The sequence below is a fragment of the Alloalcanivorax sp. C16-1 genome (assembly GCF_046507805.1).
Taxonomy (GTDB): Bacteria; Pseudomonadota; Gammaproteobacteria; order Pseudomonadales; family Alcanivoracaceae; genus Alloalcanivorax.
Genome location: NZ_JBKFTK010000001.1, coordinates 659,103 through 684,259, shown reverse-complemented (window position 1 = coordinate 684,259; position 25,157 = coordinate 659,103). Strand labels below are relative to the sequence as shown.

19 protein-coding genes are annotated in these 25,157 nt (G+C 67.5%); 10 read left to right on the top strand and 9 right to left on the bottom strand.

Translation table 11 applies throughout. The features are described 5' to 3' along the window. The first annotated feature begins 178 nt into the window (after positions 1-178). Positions 179-1,990: a hypothetical protein gene (locus ACLD0W_RS03245; protein WP_410306067.1), complete on the top strand. Its 1,812-nt coding sequence runs from the start codon at positions 179-181 to the stop codon at positions 1,988-1,990. A gap of 68 nt (positions 1,991-2,058) precedes the next feature. On the opposite strand, the gene ACLD0W_RS03240 is transcribed toward ACLD0W_RS03245, so the two are convergent. The 5 genes from ACLD0W_RS03240 to ACLD0W_RS03220 form a co-directional block, all read right to left on the bottom strand. Next, positions 2,059-2,754, bottom strand: coding sequence for a Fe2+-dependent dioxygenase (locus ACLD0W_RS03240; protein ID WP_410306066.1), 696 nt, complete (start codon positions 2,752-2,754; stop codon positions 2,059-2,061). Positions 2,755-2,766: 12 nt separating this feature from the next. Further along, entirely contained in the window at positions 2,767-5,058 is a 2,292-nt protein-coding gene (locus tag ACLD0W_RS03235; protein ID WP_410306065.1) for a catecholate siderophore receptor Fiu, read from the bottom strand. A 246-nt stretch (positions 5,059-5,304) separates the two neighbouring features. Beyond that, the gene (locus ACLD0W_RS03230) at positions 5,305-5,730 is read right to left on the bottom strand and encodes a DUF411 domain-containing protein (RefSeq protein WP_410306064.1); all 426 of its coding nucleotides are present in this window, start codon (positions 5,728-5,730) and stop codon (positions 5,305-5,307) included. 22 nt (positions 5,731-5,752) lie between these two features. Then, positions 5,753-6,118: a cupredoxin domain-containing protein gene (locus tag ACLD0W_RS03225; protein WP_410306063.1), complete on the bottom strand. Its 366-nt coding sequence runs from the start codon at positions 6,116-6,118 to the stop codon at positions 5,753-5,755. Then, positions 6,115-8,634, bottom strand: coding sequence for a heavy metal translocating P-type ATPase (locus ACLD0W_RS03220; protein ID WP_410306062.1), 2,520 nt, complete (start codon positions 8,632-8,634; stop codon positions 6,115-6,117). The genes ACLD0W_RS03225 and ACLD0W_RS03220 overlap by 4 nt, the downstream gene beginning before the upstream one ends. Before the next feature lie 211 nt (positions 8,635-8,845). On the opposite strand from ACLD0W_RS03220, the gene ACLD0W_RS03215 reads away from it, so the two are divergent. Next, positions 8,846-9,442, top strand: coding sequence for a hypothetical protein (locus tag ACLD0W_RS03215; RefSeq protein WP_410306061.1), 597 nt, complete (start codon positions 8,846-8,848; stop codon positions 9,440-9,442). Positions 9,443-9,552: 110 nt separating this feature from the next. Here ACLD0W_RS03215 and ACLD0W_RS03210 read toward each other — a convergent pair whose 3' ends face one another. Both ACLD0W_RS03210 and ACLD0W_RS03205 read right to left on the bottom strand, forming a co-directional pair. Then, on the bottom strand, positions 9,553-10,338 hold the full coding sequence (locus tag ACLD0W_RS03210) for an aldo/keto reductase (RefSeq protein WP_410306060.1): 786 nt from the start codon (positions 10,336-10,338) through the stop codon (positions 9,553-9,555). After that, the gene (locus tag ACLD0W_RS03205) at positions 10,338-11,555 is read right to left on the bottom strand and encodes an FAD-dependent oxidoreductase (RefSeq protein ID WP_410306059.1); all 1,218 of its coding nucleotides are present in this window, start codon (positions 11,553-11,555) and stop codon (positions 10,338-10,340) included. Before ACLD0W_RS03205 ends, ACLD0W_RS03210 begins: the two co-directional genes overlap by 1 nt. Positions 11,556-11,658: 103 nt before the next feature. Between ACLD0W_RS03205 and waaA the strand changes: the two genes are divergently transcribed. After that, positions 11,659-12,936 (top strand): lipid IV(A) 3-deoxy-D-manno-octulosonic acid transferase, encoded by a 1,278-nt coding sequence (waaA, locus tag ACLD0W_RS03200; RefSeq protein WP_410306058.1) that lies wholly within the window; start codon positions 11,659-11,661, stop codon positions 12,934-12,936. On the opposite strand, the gene ACLD0W_RS03195 is transcribed toward waaA, so the two are convergent. After that, a complete protein-coding gene (locus ACLD0W_RS03195; RefSeq protein ID WP_410306057.1) occupies positions 12,882-14,303 on the bottom strand; it encodes a TolC family outer membrane protein in 1,422 nt (473 codons plus the stop codon). The genes waaA and ACLD0W_RS03195 overlap by 55 nt on opposite strands. Before the next feature lie 200 nt (positions 14,304-14,503). Here ACLD0W_RS03195 and thiC point away from each other — a divergent pair, with 200 nt between their 5' ends. The 4 genes from thiC to cpdA all read left to right on the top strand — a co-directional run bounded on the left by thiC (position 14,504) and on the right by cpdA (position 18,478). After that, the gene (gene thiC / locus ACLD0W_RS03190; protein ID WP_410306056.1) at positions 14,504-16,381 is read left to right on the top strand and encodes a phosphomethylpyrimidine synthase ThiC; all 1,878 of its coding nucleotides are present in this window, start codon (positions 14,504-14,506) and stop codon (positions 16,379-16,381) included. Then, positions 16,374-17,000 (top strand): NUDIX domain-containing protein, encoded by a 627-nt coding sequence (locus ACLD0W_RS03185; RefSeq protein ID WP_410306055.1) that lies wholly within the window; start codon positions 16,374-16,376, stop codon positions 16,998-17,000. The genes thiC and ACLD0W_RS03185 overlap by 8 nt, the downstream gene beginning before the upstream one ends. After that, positions 16,997-17,455 carry a DUF1249 domain-containing protein gene (locus ACLD0W_RS03180; RefSeq protein ID WP_410306054.1) on the top strand — a complete coding sequence of 153 codons (459 nt, stop codon included), beginning with the start codon at positions 16,997-16,999 and terminating at the stop codon, positions 17,453-17,455. Before ACLD0W_RS03185 ends, ACLD0W_RS03180 begins: the two co-directional genes overlap by 4 nt. Positions 17,456-17,671: 216 nt before the next feature. Continuing rightward, entirely contained in the window at positions 17,672-18,478 is an 807-nt protein-coding gene (cpdA, locus tag ACLD0W_RS03175) for a 3',5'-cyclic-AMP phosphodiesterase (protein WP_410306053.1), read from the top strand. Here cpdA and ACLD0W_RS03170 read toward each other — a convergent pair. Further along, the gene (locus ACLD0W_RS03170) at positions 18,472-20,118 is read right to left on the bottom strand and encodes a Na/Pi cotransporter family protein (protein WP_410306052.1); all 1,647 of its coding nucleotides are present in this window, start codon (positions 20,116-20,118) and stop codon (positions 18,472-18,474) included. The genes cpdA and ACLD0W_RS03170 overlap by 7 nt on opposite strands. 159 nt (positions 20,119-20,277) lie before the next feature. On the opposite strand from ACLD0W_RS03170, the gene ACLD0W_RS03165 reads away from it, so the two are divergent. The 3 genes from ACLD0W_RS03165 to parC all read left to right on the top strand — a co-directional run bounded on the left by ACLD0W_RS03165 (position 20,278) and on the right by parC (position 25,109). Next, entirely contained in the window at positions 20,278-20,862 is a 585-nt protein-coding gene (locus tag ACLD0W_RS03165; RefSeq protein WP_410306051.1) for a YqiA/YcfP family alpha/beta fold hydrolase, read from the top strand. A gap of 28 nt (positions 20,863-20,890) precedes the next feature. Beyond that, entirely contained in the window at positions 20,891-22,777 is a 1,887-nt protein-coding gene (gene parE / locus ACLD0W_RS03160) for a DNA topoisomerase IV subunit B (protein WP_410306050.1), read from the top strand. Positions 22,778-22,868: 91 nt separating this feature from the next. Beyond that, positions 22,869-25,109, top strand: coding sequence for a DNA topoisomerase IV subunit A (gene parC, locus ACLD0W_RS03155; protein WP_410306049.1), 2,241 nt, complete (start codon positions 22,869-22,871; stop codon positions 25,107-25,109). Positions 25,110-25,157 lie beyond the last annotated feature (48 nt).

The following is a 25,157-nucleotide window of genomic DNA, read 5'->3' as shown; positions in this document are numbered from 1 at the left end:
CGGCTAAGCCACTGAATCCAATCAGCTTATAAAACCGTGGGCGGCGACCTTCACGCCGGGGCTCACGCGGGCTTGACGACGTTCACGCCGGCCTTGACCCGACCCTCACCGGAGCGCGCGCAGCGTCGGGCGCAGGTCCTCGTGGAACGACCTCCCGATACGTACAAGGAGAACAACGATGAACAGCCAGCCGCTCCGGCCAGCCCTGTCCCGCGCCGCGCCTCTATGGTCGCCGGTGCGCCTTGCCCTGATACTCAGTGCCCTCGTGGCCACCGCCCTGCTGGGCGGCTGCGGCGGCGACAGCGACGATGACGATCCGGTGGTGCGCGGCCCCAGCGCCGAGCAGGGCCGCCAGGTGTTCCGCTACGAAACCTTCGGCAACCAGCGCTTCTGGACCGACGCCATGCAACTGCCCCAGGGCATCGCCGGCGCCGGCGTTACGCCCCTGCAGGCGCTGGGCCTGGGGCTTAACGTCAATGTGGCGGCGCTCAGCGACGGCACCGCCCAGGCGCTGCTGGAGGCGCTGGATCAGGTCGGCAACGGCACCCCGCCGGAAGACACCGCCCTGGGTAACCCGGCGGTGACGCTGCTGCTGATCAATGAAGGCGCGGTGATCGGCGTGGTGCCCTTCGACGAAAACGGCGACCGCAAGCCCCTGGGCAGCGACGCCGCCTACAACAGCCAGGACGCACTGGACATCGCCGGCGGCGACAAGGTGGGCGTTACCTGCGCGCTCTGCCACGCCAAGACCGACGGCAGCGTGGTGCCCGCCGGCGCGGTGGGGCCCGGTTCCGTGGGCGCGGAAACCGACGGTGTGATCGCCGGTGGCCTGGACGTGGGGGCGATCTTCGCCGCCGCCGACAACCCGCTGGCCTATTTGCCACTGCTGCAATTGCAGTTCGACGCCCTGGAAGGCGCCACCATCGGCAAGGGTGACTTCACCGGCATCGCCTCCGGCGGCACCGTGGCCGACGCCACCGCCGCCGCCCGTACCTACCTGACCGGCACCTTCGAGGACGGCGGGGAAGAGAAGCGCTACTACGGCAGCACTTCCTTCGACGCCACCCCGGACGGCATCGGCAACGCCACCTATATCCCGCCGTTCTTCCGCACCGATCTGGCGGCACCCTGGGGCCACAGCGGCGCCTTCGCCGAGCTCAATGACTTCAACAACCTGGTCTACACCGTGGCGCTGGATCCCACCAGTCTGCTGACGGCGGACGGGCGCGCCTTCCTGAACGTACTGGCCGGCCCGGTGGGCGATGAAATCGCCGATCGTTACGAAGCGGTGCTGCGCGACACCGGGGTGATTCCCGACGGCATGGCGGTGGCCGATGTGCTGCCCTATGTGGACGTGGCGCGGACCGATCTGGCGCCGGGCAGCGCCGCCGGCCCGGTGGGCCGCCGGGTCAGCAATGCCCGCCTGGCCGATCTGGCCGCCTACACCGACCGGCTGGCGGCCCCGCCGGCGCCGGAGGGCCTGAACGCGGAGCTGATCAGCCAGGGCGAAACCCTGTTCACCACCGCGCGGATGGACGGCGGCGCCGGCTGCTCCGGCTGCCACACCGCCAACCCGAACCAGCCGGTGAAGGACGTCATCATTCCGATCGCCACTCTGTATCCGGCCTACGGCATGCCGCCGGTGATTCTCGACCGCTCCGGCGCCGGCCTGACGCCGATCCAGAACAGCAACGCCGGCCCGGCACCGTCCTACGATGATTCGGTGGTGGTGCTGGATGCCAGCGTGCGCGGTGAAGTGCGTGGCGAGGCCAAGCCGTTGCTGCTGGGGCTGAACACCAAGCTGAACTACTTGCACGACGGTTCGGTGGGTGGCGACAGCCCGGCGGAAGGCTTGGAGGCGCTGCTCAACCCGGCCCGCGGCGCGGACTCACCGCACCCGTTCTACTTCCCGCGTAACCTGGACGGCGGCGACGACCAGGGCGGCCGGGACGCGCTGGTGGAGTACCTGCTCAGCCGCACCACCGACTGACCGGCGCGGTTATCCCGCCAACAGGAAAGGGCCTCCGAGGAGGCCCTTTTTTTGTTCATCGTGGTGCTTCAGGTTTCCGACCACTGACGCAGCAGGTTGTGGTAAACGCCGGTCAGTTGCAGCACCGCCGCGTCATCGCCGCCGGTTTGTTTGAGGCGGGTGATGGCGGTGTCCATGTCGAACAGCAGGGTGCGCCGGGCGTCATCGCGGATCATGCTCTGTATCCAGAAGAACGACGCCAGGCGGGCGCCCCGGGTGACCGGCTGCACCTGGTGCAGGCTGGACGCCGGGTACAGGATCAGGTCCCCGGCGGGCAGTTTCACCTCGTGCTCGCCGTAGGTGTCGGCGACGATCAGCTCGCCACCTTCGTATTCCTCCGGCTCGCACAGGAACAGGGTGCAGGACAGGTCGGTGCGCAGCTGTCGGCCGGGAAAGCCGGTCTGGTCCGGCAGCCGCATCACCGCGCCGTCCACGTGCATGCCGTAGGTGCCGCCGCCCCGATAGCGGTTGAAGCGCGGCGGCAGAATCTCCACCGGCAGGGCGGCGGCGAAGAACATCGGGTGGCGCGCCAGCGCCGCCAGCACCTGCTCCGCCAGCCGCCGCCGCAGCGCGGACGCCTCCGCCAGCTGCTGGTTGTGTTTCACGGCGGCGCCCTGGGCGCCCACCGTTTCCCGCCCGTCCACCCACTGATCGCTGGTTTCCAGGGCCTGGCGTATCGCTTGGACTTCCCCGGGGTCGAGGACTTCGGGCACGTGCAGCAGCATGGTCGGACTACATCAATAGTGGACGTTCACGGACAGCAGCGCGGTGCGCGGCGTGCCCGGCGTGTAGCGATAGCCGCTCTTGTTGATGGCGGCCACGTATTCCTCATCGAAGAGGTTATACACATTGAGCTGCAGGTCCACATTACGGTTCAACGGATAGCGCGCCATGGCGTCCGCCACCCAATAGCCCTCGGTGTGGTCCGGCGTGCCCACCGCGCCATCGCGGCCGCGCTTGAGACCGCCGGTGTAGCGCGCGCCGGCGCCCACGGTGAGGTCGAACGGCAGGTGGTAGGTGGTCCAGCTGGTGAAGGCGTGTTTGGGGGTGTAGCTCAGGCGGCTGCCGCCGTCCTGGGACTGGGCCGCGCCTTCTTCCACGGTGGCGTTCATGGTGGTGTAGCCGGCGCTCAGGTTCCAATCCGGCGTGATGTTGCCCACCACCGACACTTCCACCCCTTGCACCCGTTTTTCGCCGGTCTGGTAGTAGTTGCCGTCGGTGGGGTCCTGTTCCACCAGGTCACTGACCTCGGTGCGGTACACCGCGGTGGTCAGCAGCAGCTGGTTATGGGCCAGCTTCCACTTGGCGCCCACCTCGGCGGTGCGCGCCTTCTGCGGATCATAGTCGCTGTTGTCGGCGCTGCGCTCGCTGTCGCTGAGCTGCAGGTTCTCGCCGCCGGGGGGCTGGTGGGATACCGCGTAGTCGGCGTACAGATTCAGCCAGGGGGTGGTTTTGTGCAGCACCCCGGCCTTCCAGTTGAACAGGGTGTCGCTGCTGTCGGTGTCCACCGAGGGCACCACGGTGCCCACCGCCTGGCCGGCGCAGGCCGCCGGGTCGCGGCCGCCGCCGGTGCAGGCGGTGGTGCTTTTGTAATCCGCCTTGTAGCGGTCCAGGCGCACGCCGCCGTTGAGCTGCCAGTGTTCGCCGAAGGTCAGGGTGTCGAACAGGTAACCGGCCACGGTGTCGGTGGTGCCTTCACCGCCGCTGCCGTCCTTGCCGGCGCCGTAATAGAAGTGGTCGTTGGGATCATAGAGCGAGGCGTCGGGCACCGTGGGCCGGGTCAGACCGGAGGTCTCGATCTCCTCGCGGGTCACTTCCACGCCGTAGGACAGGGTGTGCGATACCGGGCCGGTGTCCAGCGCCGTGACCAGCCCGGTCTGGTTGGTGAGGATGGTGTTGGTCTGGTCCTTCAGATTGGGCAGGCGCCGCACCGTCCAGTCCGACGGGTCGGTGGAGCCGTTGGCGTTCACCGCCATGATCGCGGTCAGCCGGTAGTCCTGGTGGGTGCGGCCCCAGCGCAGGGTATTGTGCAGCCGGGTGTGGTCGGTCAGGTCGTACTCATAGAGCACGGTGGCCATGTCCACGTCGGCGTCGTCGTGGTCCGATTCGGCGCCGTAGAAGTTCTCGCTGTCCACTTTGGGGGCGGCGCTGATCTGTGGAAACGCCGGGTCCGGGGTGGTGTAGCCGGGCAGCCCCACGGTGGAAACGCCGCCGTCGGGGATGTTGTTCTGGGTGATGTGGAGGAAATTGAACGTCAGCCGGCCCCGGTCGTTGAGGTCCAGGGTCAGCGACGGAGCGATGCCCCAGCGGCTGTTGTTGACCGTATCGCGGCCGGCCACGTCGCTGTCCTGGGCCATCAGGTTGAGGCGCCCGGCCAGGTTGTCGGTCAGCCGGCGGTTGAGGTCCAGGGTGGCTCGTTTCTGACCGTCGGTGCCGCCGCTCAGGGAGCCGGCACTGAGCTCGCCCTGGAACGCCTGCTTGGTGGCCAGATTGATGGAGCCGGTGGGCGCGGTGCGGCCATAGTCGGCGCCGGCGGGGCCCTTGATCACTTCCACCTGCTCGATGTTGAAGGTGTCCCGGGAGATCGAGCCCAGATCGCGGACACCGTCCACGAAGATCGAGCTGGAGCTGTCGAAGCCGCGCATGTACACCGAATCGCCGGTGGTGCTGGCGCCGTTTTCGCCGGCAAAGAAGGTGCCCACCCCGGGGCTGTTGCGCAGTGCCTCGGTGAGGGTGGTGGCCTGCTGGTCGTGCATCAGCTGCTTGTTGATGACCTGAATGGTACGCGGCGTTTCCGATACCGGCTGGGTGAATTTCGGGGTGCTCAGCCGGTCGCTTTTGTAGTCACCGGTGTGCGGTGACTGCACCGACACTTCGTCGAGCCGGTAGGCGGCGGGGCTGTCGTCCGGCAGGCCGGCGGCGCCGGCGGTGGAGGCCATCAGCCCGGTCAGGACGGCGCTGCCCAGGGACAGGCTTTGGGAAACGGGGCGGCGAGCCACCGGGTGTTTGCGGCGGGTAATGTAAGCCATGGAATCCAGTTCTCATTCACAACGGGTGGAAACGCCGCGGCAAGCGTAAGGGCGGCGTGATTCAGGTCTGCATGAACGGAGCTGGCGTTGGCTGGCGATGGGTCAGCGAAACCTGTCCCCCGATCCCCAGCGGATCGGATCGCGAAAGATGCTATTGATAATGGTAATGAGTTGCAACTGCATTGATGGGCCGAAGCGCCGGACGTACCGGCGGCAGGGCCGCCGGCGTGTCGGGGCGGAGCTGGATCAGGGGTGCGTGGCGAACACCCGCACGCCATCGTCGCCGTAGAGCAGTACTTCGTAGGCGTCGCGGCGGTCGCCCATTTCCATGCCCGGGGAGCCCACCGGCATGCCTGGTACGGTGAGACCGTGGGCGTCCGGGCGTTCCTCCAGCAGCCGTTTCACATCCTCGGCGGGCACATGACCCTCGATGGCGTAGCCGTCGATAAAGGCGGTGTGGCAGGAGCCCAGGCCCGGTTTCAGGCCGGCTTTTTCCTTGATGGATTGCAGGTTCTGGGTCTCGTGTACCTTCACTTCGAAGCCGTTGTCGCGCATGTGTTCGGCCCAGGCCGTGCAGCAGCCGCAGCTCGGCGATTTGTACATTTCCAGAGTGCCGGCGGCGGCCAGGGTGCTGGTTAGAAGCAGGCCGGCGGCGATCATCAAACGGGTCATAAGAATCTCCTTTTTCTCTTTTCTAGTGAACAATCAGAGTGCCCTGGTACATCTGCATCTGGCAGGTGAACCGGTAGGTGCCCGGCGTTTTCGGGGTCAGGGTGACGGTGGTCTTCTCGCCCACCGGCAGCGTCCGGCTCACGTCCAGCTTGTGAAAGATCACCTGTTCGGCGCAGGGGCTCGGGTCGCGCCGGTCGAAGCGCAGCGTCAGGGTCTCGCCGGCGTCGGCTTCAATCACCGAGGGTTCGTAAACACCGTCGTCCACCACGATATCGATGGCGCCGCCATGCTCGGCCCGTTTTGCCGGGCGGCCCTTGGAAGACAGCCAGAACCACCACACGATCAGGGCCATCAGCGCCAGCCCGGTGACATTGATCAATACGCTCATGAATGATCTCCCGTTTTGGCGCGCGGGCCGTGATGACCGCGCGGCTTGAAGAAGCGCAGCCGGTTGGCGTTGCTGACCACGGTCACCGAACTCAGGGACATGGCGGCGCCGGCGATCACCGGGCTGAGCAGCCAGCCGGTGAACGGGTAGAGCAGGCCGGCGGCGACCGGCACGCCCAGGCTGTTGTAGACGAAGGCGCCGAACAGGTTCTGCTTGATATTGCGCAGGGTCGCCCGGGAAATCGCCATGGCGTCCGCCACCCCGTGCAGGGAGCCGCTCATCAGCGTGATGGACGCGGACTCAATGGCCACGTCGGTGCCGGTGCCGATGGCGAAGCCCACGTCCGCCTGGGCCAGGGCCGGGGCGTCGTTGATGCCGTCGCCGACCATGGCCACCTTGCGGCCTTCCTGCTGCAGTTTTTCCACTTCGCGGGCCTTGTCCTCCGGCAGCACCTCGGCGAGCACTTCGTCCACGCCGGCCTGGCGGGCGATGGCGTCGGCGGTGGCCCGGATGTCGCCGGTGATCATCACCACCCGGATATCCCGGTCGCGCAGCCGGCGAATCGCCTCGGCAGCGTCCGCCTTGATGCGGTCGGCCACGCCCAGCACGCCGATCACGGTGTGGTCGCGGGTCAGAAACAGGGGCGTGGCGGCCTGATCACTGAGCTGCCGGGCTTGTTCTTCCATGCCCAGGGCGATGCCTTCCTGTTGCAGCCAGCGGCGGTTGCCCAGGCGCAGCAGGGCGCCGTCCTGGCGGGCGCTGACGCCCTTGCCATTGAGGGCGCGGAAGTCGCTCACCGGCGCCGTCTTCAGGCCGCGTTCCCCGGCGGCGTCCAGAATCGCCCGCGCCAGCGGGTGCTCGGAACCGGCTTCCAGGCTGGCCGCCAGGCGCAGCACGGTCTCCTCGTCCTGACCGTCGGCGGCGATCACCCGGGTCACCGAGGGCCGGCCCTCGGTGATGGTGCCGGTCTTGTCCAGCACCACCGTGTCCAGCTCGGCGGCGGTTTGCAGGGCGGCGTCCTGGCGGATCAGGATGCCGGACTCCGCCGCCTTGCCCACCGCCACCATCACCGACATGGGCGTGGCCAGACCCAGGGCGCAGGGACAGGCGATGATCAGCACGGTCACCGAGGCCACCACCATGTAGGCGGCCACCGGCTGCGGGCCCAGGTTGTACCAGATCAGCGCGGTGGCCACGGCGATCAGCAGAATGGTGGGCACGAACACACCGGCCACGGTATCCGCCAGCCGGCCGATGGGCGGCTTGGCGCCCTGGGCCTTCTTGACCAGGTCGATGATGCGCGCCAGGGCGGTGTCGGCGCCCACCCGGGTGGCGCGGTACACCAGGGTGCCGCTGCCGTTCAGGGTGCCGGCGGCCACGGTGTCGCCCTCGCTTTTCACCACCGGCATGGGTTCGCCGGTGAGCATGGATTCGTCCACCTCGCTGTCGCCTTCCAGTACCTCGCCGTCCACGGCGATGGTTTCACCGGGGCGCACCCGCAGGCGGTCGTCCACGCGGATGTCTTCCACCGGCACGTCGTGCTCGCCGTCGTCGTCCAGCCGGCGGGCGGTTTTGGCGCCCAGGTTGAGCAGCCGCTTCACGGCGGCGCCGGTCTTGCCCCGGGCACGCAGCTCCAGGGCCAGGCCCAGGTTCACCAGGCCGATGATCATCGGGCTGGCCTCGAAATAAACGTGGCGGGCCATTTCCGGCAGCAGGTCCGGGGCGATCACCACCAGGGTGGAATAGCCCCAGGCGGCGCCGGTGCCCACCGCGATCAGGGTGTCCATATTGGCGTTGTGATGACGGAACGCCTTCCAGGCACCGACGAAGAAATGCCGGCCCGGGAAAGCCAGCATCAGGAAGGTGATCACCGACACCGCGCCCCAGCCCCACTGGCTGGCGGTACCGGCCTCCACGGTCATGGTGCCGCCGAACCAGCCCCACAGCATGATCGGCAGGCCCACCGCCAGGGCCACGCTGGTTTGGCGCACCAGCTTGCGGTACAGCTGGCGTTCCTGTTCCTCGCGGTCCTCCTCGGCGCGGGCCGGGTCGCGCACCGGCGCCGCGTCATAGCCCACCTTCTGCACCGCGCGCACCAGCGCATCCGGGTCCGCGCTGCCGCGCACCCGGGCGGTGTGGTTGGCCAGGTTCATGCTGGCCTGGCGCACGCCGGGTACGCCGTGCAGCGCGTCCTCGATGGTGCGCACGCAGGAGGCGCAATGGGCGCCGGTCACCGACAGGGACAGGTCCCGGTCGTCGGCCCCTCCGGCGGACGCCGACGGGGCATCCGGGGGCGGCTGAGGGGCGTCCGGTTGGTCGTCCGCGGCGGCGTAACCGGCTTCCTCCAGCGCTGCGCGCAGGGCGGCCCGGTCGGCGTCGCCGTCCACGGTGACCGATTGCCGTTGCAGATCCACCTGCACCCCGCGCACCCCGGCGACGGCGCCCAGGGCCTTCTCGATGGTCCTGACGCAGTGCTGGCAGGTGGCGCCGTGGATGGCAAGGGTTTGGCTGTTCATGGTGGTCTCCAATGCAAAAAGCCTCGGACTGTCAGTATCCAACCTCCGGGTAACCCCCAGGTCAACAAGGCGCCCGGTCGTGAAGGGTCTATGACAATGAAAACTTTTATAAAAGCGCCGGGTTTTCGCGACCTGGTGACTGGCGCGGATCGCGGTGCCCATGGAAGATGAGCCTCGTTCGACAGTCGCCAACTTAAGCGAGGACATGGACATGTTGAAGAAAACCCTGATCGCTTCCGCGATTGCCGCCGGCACCCTGGCCAGCCTGGGCGCCCAAGCGCAAAGCACCACCCCGGTACGGGACAATGGTTTTTCCTACACCTACGGTCAGTTCGGTTATGACCGTTGGGATTACGACAACGGCCCGGACGTGGACGTGCTGACCGGCGAAGGCGCCTTCGCCCTGGATGAACATCTGTTTCTGCGTGGCGGCCTGAGCTTCTACGACGGCGACTATGACAGCCCGGGCAGCGACGACGTGGACGGCAACCGTGTCTACGTGGGTGCCGGTTTCCACACCCCGCTGCAGCGCGGCCTGGACCTGGTGGGTACCGCGGACATGATCCGCGACGACAACGATTTCAACGATGAAGAGTGGGGCTACGCGCTGCGCGCCGGCCTGCGCCACCAGACCACGGATATGCTGCAGCTGTCCGGTGGTGCCGTCTACGAAGACATCTACGACGGCAACTTCGGTGTGTACGGTCAGGGTCTGGTGGAACTGAACCGGGCCTGGGACGTGGGCGCCCGGGTGAGCTTCACCGACGATTCCGACAACATCGGTCTGTTCGGTCGCTACAACTTCTAACGCCCGACGCGGATTCGAATCCCTCCCCCCGCCGGCGCGGCTCAGGCCCGCCGGCGTTTTTTATGGGTCAGCGCGCGCCCCAATTTCCCGCCAAAGCGCGATGAACCTTTTTATCTCTCCTGGCAGGCGCGGCGGGCCTTGGCCACGTTTTCTTCCAGGTGGTGGGGATTGACGGTGCCGGCGATCACGGCGCCCACGCCGGGGGTGCCGAGCACCTGGTCCAGGCTGGCCTGCACCGGGTCCGGGTGGTCGGCGGGCAGGTGGCCGCTGGCGAAGGCTTTCTTGATCAGGATGCCCTTGCCCTGTTCGGCGGCGTAGTCGATCACCGGCTTCTCATCCTGCTGCGCAAGATTGTAGGTGACCATGGCCACGTCGGCGCGGCGCAGGGTTTCCAGGCCGCCTTCCACGGTTTTGGTGGAGACGCCGGTGGCGCGGATTTTCCCTTCCCGTTTCAGATCGTCGAGCACTTCCAGGGTGCCCTGGCGCAGCACGTCCAGGTCGTTGCCGTCGGAGTGCACCAGTACCACGTCCAGGTAATCGGTGTTCAGGCGGCGCAGGCTGCGCTCCACCGAGGCGCGGGTGTGTTCCGGGGTGAAGTCGAAGCGGCTTTGGCCGTGCTCGAATTCCTCGCCCACCTTGGTGACGATCACCCAGTGGTCGCGGTGGCTGAGCAGCTGGCCCAGTCGTTCCTCGCTGCGGCCGTAGGCCGGAGCGGTGTCGATCAGGTTGAGGCCCAGGTCGCGGGCGCGGGCCAGCAGGTGGCGCACGGCGTCGTCGTCGGGAATGGTGAAGGCGTCCGGGTATTTGACGCCCTGGTCGCGGCCGATCTTCACCGTGCCCAGGCCCAGGGCGCTGACCGTCAGGCCGGTGTCGCCGAGCGCGCGCAGAAAGCCCATCAGTGTTCTCCGAAGCAGCGGTACCAGTGGGGCTGGCCGGCGGCGGCGCGGGGCAGGGCGTCGGGCAGGTCGCCCAGGGGCGCGCCGGGGGTCAGGCCGTGCTGGTCCACCAGGGCGTCCACCCGGTCGCCCAGGTCCGGGGCCAGGGTCAGTTTGGTGGGCCAGGTGATGATCAGGTCCTGGTCGCGGCGGGCGTAGGCGTTGTCCGGTTTGGCCAGGCTCTGCTGGCGGGGCTCGGCGCGGGCCACGTCCATCACCGCGAAGCGGGCGTCGCCGAAATCCAGCCAGGGTAACAGGGTGTCCAGCTCCGCCCGGGCGGCGGCGATCTGTTCCGCGTCGGTGCGGTCCACGCCGCGCTCCGCCAGGTCGCCGCCCAGGTACCAGACCAGGTCGCCGTCCGGCAGGTCGTGGGTGGTGACGGTGAGGCGGGGTTTGTTGCTGGCGCCGATGCAGTGGGCGTACAGGCGGTGGCCCAGGCGGTGTTTCACCAGCACCATTTTCAGCGGCCGGCTCTGGGCCGCCTCGCGGGGGAACAGGCTCGCTTTCTGGGCGTCGGCGAGCAACCCGGCGTTGCCTTCGCCGGCGGCCAGGATGGTCAACCGGGGTTGAATACGCACGCCGTTGATCTCGGCGGCCTCCAGGCCGGTGTCGCCCCAGTGCAACCGGTCCCGGGACGGATCGAATTGCAGCAGCCGGTCACGGACCGGTGCCACCAGCACCCGCAGCAGGCTTTCCGTATCCACCACCAGATCGTCCAGGCGGTACACCTGACCTTTGAAGCGCCGGTCGGCCAGGGCCGAGGGAAACTGGTCGCGCTTCAGCTTCTCGATGCGGCCGCGCAGCATCTTGCTGGCGAAGAAGCTGGTCATACGGCTGGCCACCGAGCCGGTGGACCACAGGTTCTGGGTGTCGGCCAGCACCCGCAGCCCGCTCAGATCGACGCCGCCCTGGCCGGCGATGGCCGCCCGCCAGCGGTCCGGCATGCCGGCGATGGCCTCGGATTCGCTGGACAGACCGCCGCCCAGGGCGTACTTCAGGCCGCCGTGGATGATGCCCTGGCTGGCCAGGGTCTGGGCGCCGCCCAGGGTGTCGGTTTCCAGCAGCAGGCATTGGAAGCCGCGCGCCCGCAGCCGGTTGATCAGCCACAGGCCGGCGATGCCGCCGCCGAAAATCAGAATGTCCGGGGTCAGGGCCGGAGCCCGGGAGGAATCAGTCATGGGGCCACCTCGGTTCAACGCGCGGCTATGCTAGCATAGCCGGCCGGGTCGGACGCGGAGGTCCGACGGCGTTGTCCTTTTTGTTTCCGCCGATGGATCGAGCATGCGCGTCCTCTATTCGACTCTCTGGTACCTGTTGCTGCCCGCCCTGTTCCTGCGCCTGTGGTGGCGCGGCCGCCGCGCGCCGGCCTACCGGCAACGCTGGCGCGAGCGGCTGGCGCTGGGCTACCGCCCCGGCACTCTCACCGGCAGTGTCTGGATCCACGCGGTGTCGGTGGGCGAGACCCTGGCGGCGGCGCCGTTGATCGAGGCGCTGCTGGCGGAGTTTCCGGACACGCCGCTGGTGGTGACCACCACCACGCCCACCGGTTCCGAACGGGTGCGTGCCCTGTTCGGCGACCGGGTCACCCACGTTTATTGCCCCTGGGAGCTGCCCACCGCCTACCGGCGTTTCCTGCGTGCCTTCGACCCGCGCCTGGTGGTGATTCTGGAAACCGAGCTGTGGCCCAACCTGTGCGCCGCCGCCCGTGCCCATGGGGCGCGCCTGCTACTGATGAACGGCCGGCTCTCGGAGAAGAGCTTCCGCGGCTACGCCCGGCTGCCGCGTCTGGTGCGGCCGATGCTGGCGCGCTTCGATGTGCTGGCGGTGCAGACCGAGGCGGAGGCGCGGCGCTTCGAGGCGCTGGGCGCGAGCCCGGACCAGGTGCGCGTCAATGGCAGCATCAAGTTCGATCTCAGTTTGACCGACGAGGTGCGCGCCCGCGCCGCCGAGCTGCGCGCGCCCTGGGGCACGCGCCCGGTGTGGATCGCCGCCAGTACCCATCCCGGCGAGGATGAGAAGGTGCTGGAGGCGCACCGGCGGCTGCGCGCGTCGCACCCGGATGCCCTGCTGATCCTGGTGCCGCGCCATCCGGAGCGCTTCGACGAGGTGGCCGGGCTGATCCGCCGGCAAGGCGTCGGGCTGGCCCGGCGCAGCCGCCAGGACGCGGTGGACGACGGGGTGCAGGTGTATCTGGCGGACACCATGGGCGAACTGCTGATGCTGTTCGGCGCCGCGGACCTGGCCTTCGTGGGCGGTTCCCTGGTGCCGGTGGGCGGTCACAATCTGCTGGAGCCGGCGGCCTGGGGGCTGCCGGTGCTGAGCGGGCCCCATCTGCACAATTTCACCGCCATCGCCGCCCTGCTGGACGAGGCCGGCGCGCTCACCGTGGTGGAGGGGGAACAGCCGCTGGCGGCGGCGCTGGCCGCCCTCTACGACGACGCCGGCGAGCGCCGGCGTCGGGGGGAAGCGGCGGCCGGGGTGGTGGCCGCCAATCGTGGCGCGCTTCAGCGCGGCGTGGGGATCTGCTCTTCGCTCTGGCCTTCCAGGTCCGGATTGTAGAGATCCAGGGTTTCCTGGTTGGACAGCCACTCGTTCACCGCCACCAGTTGCTCCACGTCCAGCTCGCCGGCGGCGGCCTTCAGGTTGAGGCTGTCGAGGATGTAGTCGTAGCGGGCGTTGGCGTAGTCCCGCTGGGCGGCGTACAGCGCCTGCTGGGCGTTGAGCACGTCCACCACGTTACGGGTGCCGACTTCATAGCCGGCCTGGGTGGCGTCGAGGGCGGAGCGGGCGGAACGGATCGCCTGCTCGCGGGCCTGCACCCGCAGGGAGTCCGCCTCCACGGTGCGGTAGGCGGTGCGCGCCTGCTGGCTGATGTCGCGAATCGCCTGTTCGTACTGCTGCTGGGCGGCGTCCGCCTGCAGCGCGGCCTGCTTGCGCTGGCTGTTCAGACCGCCGCCCCGGAACAGCGGCATGGACACTTCGATGCCCACCTGGGTGCCGTGGTTGTCCGGCGTGATGCCGGTGCTGCCCGTGGTGCCGCCGCCCAGGTTGGCGGAGCCGCTGTCCGGGTCGGTGTGTTCGTGGGTGTAGCTGCCCACCAGTTGCACCCGGGGCAGCATGGCGCCGAACTGACGGTCGGCGGTGAAGCCGGCGGCCTTGGCGCTGTATTCGGCGGCCAGGATCTGCGGGTTCTGGTAGGCGGCCTTGTCGATCCAGGCGCTCATTTCCGCCGGCTGCGGGCCGGCCATGGGCAGGTCCTGGCGCAGTTCCGACAGGGTTTCCCACTGACGGCCGGTGAGGGTTTCCAACTGGTCGCGGGCGATCTCGAATTCCTGCTGGGCGACGATCAGATTAACCCGGGTCAGGTCGTAGGCGGCCTGGGCCTCTTCCACGTCGGTGTTGGGCACCAGGCCCACCTCGAAGCGTTCATTGGTCTGGTCGAGCTGACGGCGGATGGCCTTTTCCTCGGCCTGGGCGGACACCAGGGTGTCCCAGGCGCGCAGCACGCCGAAATAGCCCTGCGCCACGCGCAGCACGAAGTCCTGGCGGGACTGGTAGAAGTTGGCCTGGGCCACGGAAGTGAAGGCTTTCGCTTCCTTGTAGCCATAGAAGGCGTCGAGCCGGAACAGCGGCTGGGTCAGGGTTACCGCGGTGGTCTCGCTGTCGTATTCCAGGTCCACGTCGGCGTCTTCGATGGTGCGGTCGTTGCGATAGCGGCCGTAGGAGGCATCAATGGTCGGTAACAGAGCGGCGCGGCCCTGTACCAGGGTCTCCTGTTCCGCTTCCCAGGTCTTGCGGTCGGCGCGCCAGGTGCCGTCATAGTCCCAGGCGGCGTTGGCCACTTCGGTGAGATCGGCGGCCTGCACGGCGCCGGCGGCCAGCGTGGCCATCAGCACGCCAAGCGGCGTAAGGGAGCTGCGCTTCATGAGATCGTCCACTGTGGTTGAAGGTTCTTACTAAGCTGAACTGGGCAGTATGGTAATGGTATGTCCACCGGATTGACACTCCCGCCGTGCTCAGGGTTCCGTCGGGCCCGGATCGCGCCGAGCGCGGTTGTTCGGGTCAGACGCCGTGGCTATAGTGGGGGCGCCCTCCTCCCCACACACCTTAAGTCTGGAGTCCGATCGTGCCCGACGAGCAACGTCACGCCGTACCCAATGCCATCGACGAAGCCTGCCAGCCCATCTCGGGTTCGCGAAAAATCTATGTGACCGGCAGTCGGGATGACCTTCGCGTGCCGATGCGGGAAATCCGCCAGCATCCGACCCCGCTGGCGGACGGAAAGTTCGAGGATAACCCGCCGCTGGCGGTGTATGACACCTCGGGCCCCTACACCGACCCGGACGCGAACATCGACGTGCGCCGTGGCCTGCCGCCCTTGCGCGACGCCTGGATCGAAGAGCGCGGCGACAGCGAGCGGCTGGCCGGCCAGAGCAGCGAATTCGGTCGCCGCCGGGCCCGGGACGTGACCACCGAAGGATTGCGCTTTCCGCACATCCGGCCGCCGCGGCGGGCGCTGGCCGGCAAGAACGTATCGCAGATGCACTACGCGCGCCAGGGCATCGTCACCCCGGAGATGGAATTCATCGCCATCCGCGAAAACCAGAAGCTGCGCGAACACCGCGCCGCCGGCCTGCCCACCGGCCAGCATCCGGGACAGAATTTCGGCGCCGCCATCCCCGACGAGATCACGCCGGAGTTCGTGCGCGACGAAGTGGCCCGGGGCCGGGCGGTCATCCCCGCCAACGTCAACCACCCGGAAATCGAGCCGATGATCATCGGCCGCAATTTCCTCACCAAGATCAACGCCAATATCGGCAACTCGGCGGTCACCTCGTCCATCGAGGAAGAGGTCTCCAAGATGACCTGGGCCACCCGCTGGGGCGGCGACACGGTGATGGATCTGTCCACCGGCCAGAACATTCATGAGACCCGCGAGTGGATTCTGCGCAACTCGCCGGTGCCGATCGGCACGGTGCCGATCTACCAGGCCCTGGAAAAGGTCAACGGCATCGCCGAGGACCTGACCTGGGAAATCTACCGGGACACCCTGATCGAACAGGCCGAGCAGGGCGTGGACTATTTCACCATCCACGCCGGCGTGCTGCTGCGCTATGTGCCGCTGACCGCCAACCGGGTCACCGGCATCGTCTCCCGGGGCGGCTCGATCATGGCCAAGTGGTGCCTGGCCCACCACAAGGAAAATTTCCTCTACACGCACTTCGAGGACATCTGCGAGATCATGAAGGCCTACGACGTCACCTTCAGCCTGGGTGACGGCCTGCGCCCGGGCTCGGTGGCGGACGCCAACGACGAGGCCCAGTTCTCCGAACTGCGCACCCTCGGCGAGCTCACCAAGATCGCCTGGAAGCACGACGTCCAGGTGATGATCGAGGGCCCGGGCCATGTGCCCATGCACATGATCAAGCAGAACATGGAGGAGCAGCTCAAGCACTGCGACGAGGCGCCGTTCTACACGCTGGGCCCGCTGACCCTTGATATTTCCCCGGGGTATGACCACATCAGCAGCGCCATCGGCGCCGCCATGATCGGCTGGTACGGCACCGCCATGCTCTGCTACGTGACGCCCAAGGAGCATCTGGGGCTGCCCAACCGGGAAGACGTGAAGGAAGGCATCATCAGCTACAAGATCGCCGCCCACGCCGCCGATCTGGCCAAGGGCCACCCGGGCGCCCAGCTGCGTGACAACGCCCTGTCCAAGGCGCGTTTCGAATTCCGCTGGGAAGATCAGTTCAATCTGGGGCTGGACCCGGACCGGGCACGGGCCTTCCACGACGAGACCCTGCCCAAGCAGGCCCACAAGGTGGCGCACTTCTGTTCCATGTGCGGGCCCAAGTTCTGCTCCATGAAGATCAGCCAGGAAGTGCGCGACACTTATGGTGACGGTCGCGCCCAGGTGGCGCGGGCGGAAGCCGGCATGGAGGAGAAGTCCCGGGAATTTCGTGAACAAGGCGCGGAGATTTATCACAAAGCCAATGAATGATCCGAAACCGGTATTCACCGCCGACGACGTGGAAATCCTGGAACGGGAAACGCCGTTCCAGGGTTTTTTTCATATCGACCGTCTGACGCTGCGCCACCGCCACTATGAGGGCGGCTGGGGCGCGCCGATCAAGCGGGAACTGTTCATGCGCCCGCCGGCGGCGGCGGTGCTGCCCTACGACCCGGTGCGCGGCGAGATTCTGCTGATCGAGCAGTTTCGCGTCGGCGCCCTGGACTGGCGCGACAGCCCCTGGTGCCTGGAGCTGGTGGCCGGCCTGGCCGACAAGGCCGGCGAGCCGGTGGCCGACCTGGTGCGCCGGGAAGCGCTGGAGGAAGCCGGCGTGGAGATCGGCGAACTGCGGCCGGTGGCCCACTACATGCCCAGCCCCGGTGGTTCCAACGAACGCCTCCAGGTGTTCGTGGGCCGCGCCGATCTGAGTGGCGCCGGCGGCATTCACGGTGTGGCCGAGGAGGGCGAGGACATCCGCGTGGTGGTGCAGCCGGTCTCCGCCATCGAAGCGCTGCTGCAAAGCGGCCGGGTGGACAACGCCGCCTCGCTGATCACCCTGCAGTGGCTGCTGCTGCACCGCGAGACCCTGGACCGGGAGTGGCGGTCATGAGCAACGCCCGTCGCTACCGGCTGAACTTTCGCGACCTGATGGCCCAGTGCGAATCCAACTACGCCCGCCTGCTGCCGTTTATCCGCGCCCTGGGCGAACGGGACAGCCTGGATCTGGCGCTCGGGCGCGGGCGCCCGCGCACCGTGCACATCCGCGTGCTGGAACGCTCGCCCTACACCACCACCCTGCGTCTGCAGGACCAGGCCCTGCACGACGCCATGCCGGCGCCGCGCCTGACCGTGCGGCTCTATCACGACGCGCGGCTCGCCGAGGTCACCGAGGCCAGCCCGTTCCGCCGTGTCCAGGCCCGTTACCCCTATCCCAACTCGCAGATGCACCAGCGCGACGAGAAAGCCCAGTGGAACCGCTTTCTCGGTGAGTGGCTGGCCCATGTGCACGACCACGGCCGCGACGCCGCGTCGCCCTGGCGCCGCTCCGGTACCACCGGCGACTGACTGCGGATTGGTTCCGGAAACCGAACCGCCTTCCTGGCAAACCGCCATTATCTTCGCTATAACCGTACCCGACGATAATCATAGAGCCGCTGGTCTCCCCGGGGAGGATGCCGGCGGTTTTTGACTGGGGGCCCGCGGTGGCGTCACCACGGACGCGGGTATCACGACGATCTTGACCAAGACCATCTTGATTGAGAAAAGGACGGGAGCGGGGCTTTGACGCAACCGGTGCAACCGCTGCGCATGGTGCAGTTGTCGGATTTCCACCTGTTCGCGGATCGCGACGGCAGGTTGCTGGGTCTGAACACGCAGTTCAGCCTGGAGAAGGTGCTTGAGCGCGTGCGCCAGGAGCGCCCGGTACCCGATTTCGTGGTCGCCACCGGCGACCTGTCCCAGGACGGCTCCTTCGAATCCTACCAACGCCTGGAAGACACCCTGGCGGTGCTGAACGCGCCGGTCTACTGGCTGGAAGGCAACCACGACAAGCCGGCGCCGATGCTGCGCGCCCTGAGCGGCCAGGCCGGCCGCATCAGCCCGTGCGTGGCGGAGGAAGGGCCCTGGACCCTGGTGCTGCTCGATTCCACCATTCCCGGCGAGGTGCCCGGCGAACTGTTCGACGACGATCTCAGCTTTCTCGATCAGGCTCTGGCCTCGGCCCGGGGCGAGCATGTGCTGGTGTGTTTGCACCATCACCCGGTGCCCATGGGCAGCCGCTGGCTGGACACCCAGCTGGTGGCCAGCGCCGAACGTTTCTTCCAGGTGATCGACGCCCATCCCCGCGTGCGCGGTATCCTCTGGGGCCATGTGCACCAGGAGTACGACGCCGAGCGCAACGGCGTGCGCCTGCTGGCGGTGCCCAGCACCTGCGTGCAGTTCAAACCCGGCAGCGAGGACTTCGCGGTGGACGATGCCAGCCCCGGCTATCGCTGGCTGGACCTGTGGCCGGACGGTCGCATCGACACCGCCGTGAGCCGGGTGGAAGGCATCGAGTTCAGCGTCGACCTCACCGTCAAAGGCTACTGAGGGACCGGTCCCACTCGCCGGTCGCCCTCGTCCTCCAGCCCTTCCAGGGCGGTGAAGGCCACCGCGCAGAACAGCGAGTTCAGCCGCTTCATATCGCCGATCAGCTCCAGATGCAGGGAACTGGTCTCGATGCTTTCCACCACCTTGCGATGCAGCCGCTCCAGATGGGCGTGGGACAGATGGCGCTGGCGGGCGCGGAAGCGGTTCTTCTCCATCAGCAACTGCCGGGCGCTTTCCTCGTCGCCGCTGAGAAACACGGACAGGCCCAGGCGCAGGTTGGCCTTGAGCAGACCGTGCAGATCGATCAGTTCCTGCAGGCCGCTGTCGGAGAACGAGCGGCGGCGGGCGGTCTTGCGGTCGCGCACCTTCTCCATCATGTGCTCGATCTGATCGCCGGCCTGCTCCAGGTTGATGCTCATTTCCACCACCTGGGACCAGCGCCGCCGGTCGCTCTCCTGCAACTGAGTCCGGGACACCCGCGCCAGGTACAGCTTGATGCCGGTGTACAGCTCGTCCAGATCGTCGTCCAAAGCGCCCAGGTCCCGGTCGCTGCCCACCCGCTCGTTGCGCAGCGCCTCGACGATGGCGTCGAGCATGGTTTCCACCGTGTCGCCCATGCGCAGCACCTCCCGGGTGGCGTTGGCCAGGGCCAGCCGTGGCGTGTCCAGGGCATCCGGGTCCAGATGGCGCGGCCGGGCGCGGTCGTCGGCGCCGTCCGGCCAGTCCGGCATCAGACGCCGGGTGAGCCGCGCCATGGGGCCGGTGAGCGCCAGAAACAGCACGCAGCGCAGCCCGTTGTAGGCCACGTGAAAACCGATCACCAGGTCCTGATTATTGAACGGCAGGGCCGGCATCCTCTGTGCCAGCAGCGGAATCGCCGGCAGCACCAGCGCCAGGCCGAGCAGCTTGAACAGCAGATTGCCCAGCGCCACCCGGCGCCCGGCCACGTTTTGCAGGCTGGTGTTCATCAGCGCCAGCAGACCACTGCCCACGTTGGCGCCGACCACCAGGGACAGGGCCACCGGCAGCGACAGCACATCGGTGGCGGCCAGGGTGGCGGTGAGCAGCACCGCCGCCAGGCTCGACCAGGTGATCAGGGTGAACAGGGCGCCCACCAGGGCGTCCAGCAACAGGTCGCCGGTCAGGGACGCGAACAGCACCTGCACGCCCCGGGCCTCGGTGATCGGCCCCATGGCGGTGATGATCTGTTCCAGGGCCATCAGAATCAGCCCCAGCCCGATGGCCACCCGGCCCAGCTGGCCGGCGCGGCTCTGCTTGCGCGACAGGAACAACGGCACGCCGACGATCACCAGCAGCGGCGACAGCCAGGCCAGGTCCAGAGTCAGCACCCGGGCCATCAGCGCGGTGCCCAGGTCGGCGCCGAGCAGAATCGCCAGGGCGGTGGCCAGCGGCATCAGCCCGTCGGCGACGAAGCCACTGGCCAGCAGGGCGGTGGCGTTGCTGCTCTGCACCAGGGCGGTGACGCCGGTGCCGGCGCCGAACGCCACCGCCCGGTTCATGCGCCCGCCCAGCCAGCGTCGCAGCCGCGCCCCGTACACGCGCAATATGCCGGTGCGCACGATGTGCGTGCCCCAGACCAACAGTGCCACCGCGGACACCAGGTGCATCAACGTCAGCATGGCAAGCCTTGGTGGCGACCTCCCTGATCAACGATTGTCATAAAACGGTTATAGCACGGCACGGGCGGCGGCGGGGACCGACCTTTGGCGGCAGGGAGTGGCCCGGCGTCGCCGGGCCCGGTACCCTTGGCGTCCGATTCCGCAGCCGATGGCGAAACCATGAGCGTACCGGCCACCAGCCTGATCTACATCCACGGGTTCAACAGTTCACCGGCGTCGTTCAAGGCCGGCGTGTTGCGCCGGGTGTTCGAGCAGGCCGGCGCCGGCGACCGGCTGCACATCCCGGCCCTGCCGCCGGAGCCGCGCCGGGCCATGGCGATGCTGGACGCCACCCTGGCCGCCGCCGGCCCCTGCGCGCTGCTCGGGTCGTCCCTGGGCGGCTTTTACGCCACCTGGCTGGCCGCCCACCACGATCTGCGCGCGGCGCTGGTCAATCCGGCGGTGCGGCCCTGGCGACTACTGGACAAATACACAGGTATCAATCATAACTACCACACCGGCGAGGCCTACCGGCTCGATCCGGCCTGGGTGGCGCAGTTGCGCCATTACCAGGTGCCGGTGATCGAGCGGCCGGAGCAGTTGCTGCTGCTCACCCAGACCGGCGACGAATCCCTGGACTGGCGGGACGGCTGGGAATACTACGCCGACTGCCACCTCTACCGCGGGCTGGGCGGCAGCCACGGCTTTGATGACTTCGACGCCTTTGTTCCGCTAGTGTTGCGCTTTTGCGGAATAGAGCTGTAACCCGCCCGCGGCGTTTTTTAGGACACCTATGAGCAACACCTATACCTCCGAAAACATCGAGGTCCTCTCGGGCCTGGAACCGGTGCGCAAACGCCCGGGCATGTACACCGACACCAGCCGTCCCAACCACCTGATCCAGGAAGTGGTGGACAACTCCGTGGACGAGGCCCTGGCCGGCCACGCCAAGAGCATCCGCGTGACGCTGCTGGCGGACGGCGGCGTCGAGGTGGAGGACGATGGCCGCGGCATGCCGGTGGACCCGCACCCGGTGCAGAAGAAGCCCGGCGTGGAAGTGATCCTCGCCACCCTGCACGCCGGCGGCAAGTTCTCCAACAAGAGCTACCAGTTCTCCGGCGGCCTGCACGGGGTCGGCGTGTCGGTGGTCAACGCCCTGTCGAAGAAGCTGGAGGTGCTGGTCAAGCGGGACGGCCAGCTGCACCGCATGGAATTCGGCGGCGGTGAAAAGGTCAGCGACCTGGAAGTGATCGACACGGTGGGCAAGCGCAACACCGGCACCATCATGCGTTTCTGGCCGGACGAAAAATACTTCGACTCACCGAAGATTTCGGTGTCGCGCCTGCGCCATTTGCTGCGCGCCAAGGCGGTGCTTTGCCCGGGGCTGAACGTGACCCTGGACAACAAGCAGACCGGCGAAAGCGAAACCTGGGAATTCGCCGACGGTCTGGTGGAATACCTGATGGACAGCACCCGGGGTTGGGAGCGGGTGCCCGCCGAGGCGTTCGACGGCGCCATGAGCGGCGACACCGAAGCGGTGGACTGGGCGGTGGTGTGGCTGCCGGAAGGCGGCGAGCTGGTCACCGAGTCCTACGTGAACCTGATCCCCACCGCCCAGGGCGGCACCCATGTGAACGGCCTGCGCTCCGGCCTGCTGGAAGCCATGCGCGAGTTCTGCGAATTCCGCAACCTGCTGCCGCGCGGCGTCAAACTGACCCCCGAGGACATCTGGGAGCGGGCCTGTTACGTGCTCAGCGTGAAAATGCAGGACCCCATGTTCGCCGGCCAGACCAAGGAGCGGCTCAGCTCCCGGCAGACCGCGCCGTTCGTGTCCGGGGTGGTCAAGGACGCCTTCTCCCTGTGGCTGAACCAGCACACCGACGAAGCCGAGCGCCTCGCCGAGCTGTGCATCAACAACGCCCAGAAACGGCTGCGCGCCGCCAAGAAGGTGACCCGCAAGAAAGTGGTCAGCGGCCCGGCGCTGCCCGGCAAGCTGGCGGACTGCACCAGCGACGACCCGGCCCAGACCGAGATCTTCCTGGTGGAAGGGGACTCCGCCGGCGGCTCCGCCAAGCAGGCCCGGGACCGGGTCTACCAGGCGATCATGCCGCTGCGCGGCAAGATCCTGAACACCTGGGAAGTGGACCCGGCGGAAGTGCTGGGCAGCCAGGAAATTCACGATATCGCCGTGGCCCTGGGCATCGAGCCGGGCAGCGACGACATCGGCGCGCTGCGCTACGGCAAGGTCTGCATCCTGGCCGACGCGGACTCCGACGGGCTGCACATCGCCACCCTGCTGTGTGCCCTGTTCCTGCGTCATTTCCCGGCGCTGGTGCGCGGCGGCCATGTGTTCGTGGCGATGCCGCCGCTGTACCGCATCGACGTGGGCAAGGACGTCTATTACGCCCTGGACCAGGAAGAGCGCGCCGGCGTGCTGGACCGCATCAAGGCGGAGAAAAAGCGCGGCAAGGTCAGCGTTACCCGCTTCAAGGGGCTGGGCGAAATGAGCCCCATGCAACTGCGCGAAACCACCATGGCCCGGGACACCCGCCGGCTGGTGCGCCTGAGCGTGGACGGCGCCGACGACACCCACCAGCTGATGGATATGTTGCTCAGCAAGAAGCGCGCCTCCGACCGCAAGGTCTGGCTGGAACAGAAAGGCAACCTCGCCGAAGTGTAGCGTCAACCCTTCGCGGCTGAAGCCGCTCCTGCATTCAATGCCCCCGTAGGAGCGGCTTCAGCCGCGAACCGATGAGCGAAGCGAATTAAAGATGGCCGACGATTTCGAAGACCTGTCCCTCCGGGACTACACGGAAAAAGCGTACCTGGACTATTCCATGTACGTGATCATGGACCGGGCGCTGCCGAAGATTGGCGACGGCCTGAAACCGGTGCAGCGGCGCATCATCTACGCGATGAGCGAGCTGGGCCTGAAGAACACCGCCAAGTACAAGAAGTCCGCCCGCACCGTGGGCGACGTGCTGGGTAAGTTCCACCCGCACGGCGATTCCGCTTGCTACGAGGCCATGGTGCTGATGGCGCAGCCGTTCAGCTACCGCTACCCGCTGGTGGACGGCCAGGGCAACTGGGGCAGCCCGGACGATCCCAAGTCGTTCGCCGCCATGCGCTACACCGAATCCAAGCTGGCCCCCTACGCGGAAACGCTGCTCTCCGAGCTGGGCCAGGGCACGGTGGAATGGGTGCCCAACTTCGACGGCACCATGGACGAGCCCAAGCTGCTGCCGGCGCGGCTGCCCAATGTGCTGCTCAACGGCACCACCGGCATCGCCGTGGGCATGAGCACCGACATTCCGCCGCACAACCTGAAGGAAGTGGCGCGGGCCTGCATTCATCTGCTCAAGGATCCGGGCGCGTCGCTGGATGATCTTCTGGAGCATATCCAGGGCCCGGACTTCCCCACCGAGGCGGAGATCGTCACCCCCCGCAACGACATCATCCGTATGTACGCGGAGGGCAAGGGCAGCCTCAAGCAGCGCGCCGTTTACGAACGCGAGGAAAACGACATCGTGGTCACCGCGCTGCCCTACCAGGTGTCCGGCGCCAAGGTGCTGGAGCAGATCGCCGACCTGATGCAGAAGAAAAAGCTGCCCATGGTCAGCGACCTGCGCGACGAGTCCGACCACGAAAACCCCACCCGCCTGGTGATCACGCCGCGCTCCAACCGGGTGGACGTGGAACAGCTGATGAGCCACCTGTTCGCCAGCACCGACCTGGAGAAGAACTACCGGGTCAACCTGAACATGATTGGCATCGATGAGCGGCCCCAGGTGAAAAGCCTGGACACCATTCTCAACGAATGGCTGCAGTTCCGACTGGTCACCGTGCGCCGGCGTTTGCAGCACCGCCTGGACAAGGTGCTGGACCGGCTGCATCTGCTGGAAGGGTTGTTGATCGCCTACCTGAACATCGACGAGGTGATCGAGATCATCCGCCGGGAAGACGCGCCCAAGCCGGTGCTGATGGAGCGCTTCGGGCTCAGCGACCAGCAGGCGGAAGCGATCCTGGAACTGAAACTGCGCCACCTGGCGAAGCTCGAGGAAATGAAAATCCGCGGTGAGCAGGACGAGCTCGCCGAGGAGCGCGCCCATCTGCAGGCGACCCTGGATTCGCCGGCGAAAATGAAAAAGCTGATCGCCTCCGAGCTGGAAGAGGACATGGAGAAGTACGGCGACGAGCGCCGTTCTCCGCTGGTCGAGCGCGCCGAGGCCCGGGCCCTGGACGAAACCGATCTGGTCGGCGCCGACCCGGTCACCGTGGTGCTCTCGGAAAAAGGCTGGATTCGCGCCGCCAAGGGCCACGACGTGGACGCCGCCGGCCTCAGCTACAAGGCCGGCGACAAGTTCCTGGCCGCCGCCCAGGGCAAGTCCAATCAGCCGGTGTGTTTCCTGGACTCCACCGGGCGCAGCTATTCGTTGCCCACTCATACCCTGCCCAGTGCGCGCGGGCAGGGCGAGCCGCTGTCCGGCCGGGTCAGCCCGCCCTCCGGCGCGCACTTCGTGGCGGCGGTGATCGGCAAGGAAAAAGACGCCTACCTGATGAGCACCGATGCGGGCTACGGCTTTATCGTCCGCTACGGCGACCTGCTGGCCAACAAGAAAGCCGGCAAGAACGTGCTCAATGTGCCCAAGGGCGCCAAGGTGCTGGCGCCCTGCCGGGTGGCCGATCCGGACCAGGATCTGATCGCGCTGGTGTCCAACGAAGGGCGCCTGCTGGTGTTCCCGGTGCGCGACCTGCCGGAGATGGCACGCGGCAAGGGCAACAAGATGATGGCGATTCCTTCCGCGCGGGTGGCGGACCGTTCCGAGTTCGTGCAGGACGTGCAGGTGCTGGGGCCCGAGGACCTGCTGGTGATCCGCGCCGGCAAGCGGCATCTGAGCCTCAAACCCGGTGACCTGGAGCACTACCTGGGCGAGCGCGGCCGGCGTGGCGCCAAGCTGCCGCGCGGGTTCCAGAACGTGGACCTGCTGGAAGTGGAGCGGCGCGGTGACTAAGCGGCATTTTTCGGTATCATCCGCTTTGATCTGAGGAAAAGGAGCGTC

Bases quoted from the DNA above. Each gene is read 5' to 3' on its own strand.
- ACLD0W_RS03245 (WP_410306067.1), top strand. From the start codon at position 179: ATGAACAGCCAGCCGCTCCGGCCAGCCCTGTCCCGCGCCGCGCCTCTA.
- ACLD0W_RS03240 (WP_410306066.1), bottom strand. From the start codon at position 2,754: ATGCTGCTGCACGTGCCCGAAGTCCTCGACCCCGGGGAAGTCCAAGCG.
- ACLD0W_RS03235 (WP_410306065.1), bottom strand. From the start codon at position 5,058: ATGGCTTACATTACCCGCCGCAAACACCCGGTGGCTCGCCGCCCCGTT.
- ACLD0W_RS03230 (WP_410306064.1), bottom strand. From the start codon at position 5,730: ATGACCCGTTTGATGATCGCCGCCGGCCTGCTTCTAACCAGCACCCTG.
- ACLD0W_RS03225 (WP_410306063.1), bottom strand. From the start codon at position 6,118: ATGAGCGTATTGATCAATGTCACCGGGCTGGCGCTGATGGCCCTGATC.
- ACLD0W_RS03220 (WP_410306062.1), bottom strand. From the start codon at position 8,634: ATGAACAGCCAAACCCTTGCCATCCACGGCGCCACCTGCCAGCACTGC.
- ACLD0W_RS03215 (WP_410306061.1), top strand. From the start codon at position 8,846: ATGTTGAAGAAAACCCTGATCGCTTCCGCGATTGCCGCCGGCACCCTG.
- ACLD0W_RS03210 (WP_410306060.1), bottom strand. From the start codon at position 10,338: ATGGGCTTTCTGCGCGCGCTCGGCGACACCGGCCTGACGGTCAGCGCC.
- ACLD0W_RS03205 (WP_410306059.1), bottom strand. From the start codon at position 11,555: ATGACTGATTCCTCCCGGGCTCCGGCCCTGACCCCGGACATTCTGATT.
- waaA (WP_410306058.1), top strand. From the start codon at position 11,659: ATGCGCGTCCTCTATTCGACTCTCTGGTACCTGTTGCTGCCCGCCCTG.
- ACLD0W_RS03195 (WP_410306057.1), bottom strand. From the start codon at position 14,303: ATGAAGCGCAGCTCCCTTACGCCGCTTGGCGTGCTGATGGCCACGCTG.
- ACLD0W_RS03185 (WP_410306055.1), top strand. From the start codon at position 16,374: ATGAATGATCCGAAACCGGTATTCACCGCCGACGACGTGGAAATCCTG.
- ACLD0W_RS03180 (WP_410306054.1), top strand. From the start codon at position 16,997: ATGAGCAACGCCCGTCGCTACCGGCTGAACTTTCGCGACCTGATGGCC.
- ACLD0W_RS03170 (WP_410306052.1), bottom strand. From the start codon at position 20,118: ATGCTGACGTTGATGCACCTGGTGTCCGCGGTGGCACTGTTGGTCTGG.
- ACLD0W_RS03165 (WP_410306051.1), top strand. From the start codon at position 20,278: ATGAGCGTACCGGCCACCAGCCTGATCTACATCCACGGGTTCAACAGT.
- parE (WP_410306050.1), top strand. From the start codon at position 20,891: ATGAGCAACACCTATACCTCCGAAAACATCGAGGTCCTCTCGGGCCTG.
- parC (WP_410306049.1), top strand. From the start codon at position 22,869: ATGGCCGACGATTTCGAAGACCTGTCCCTCCGGGACTACACGGAAAAA.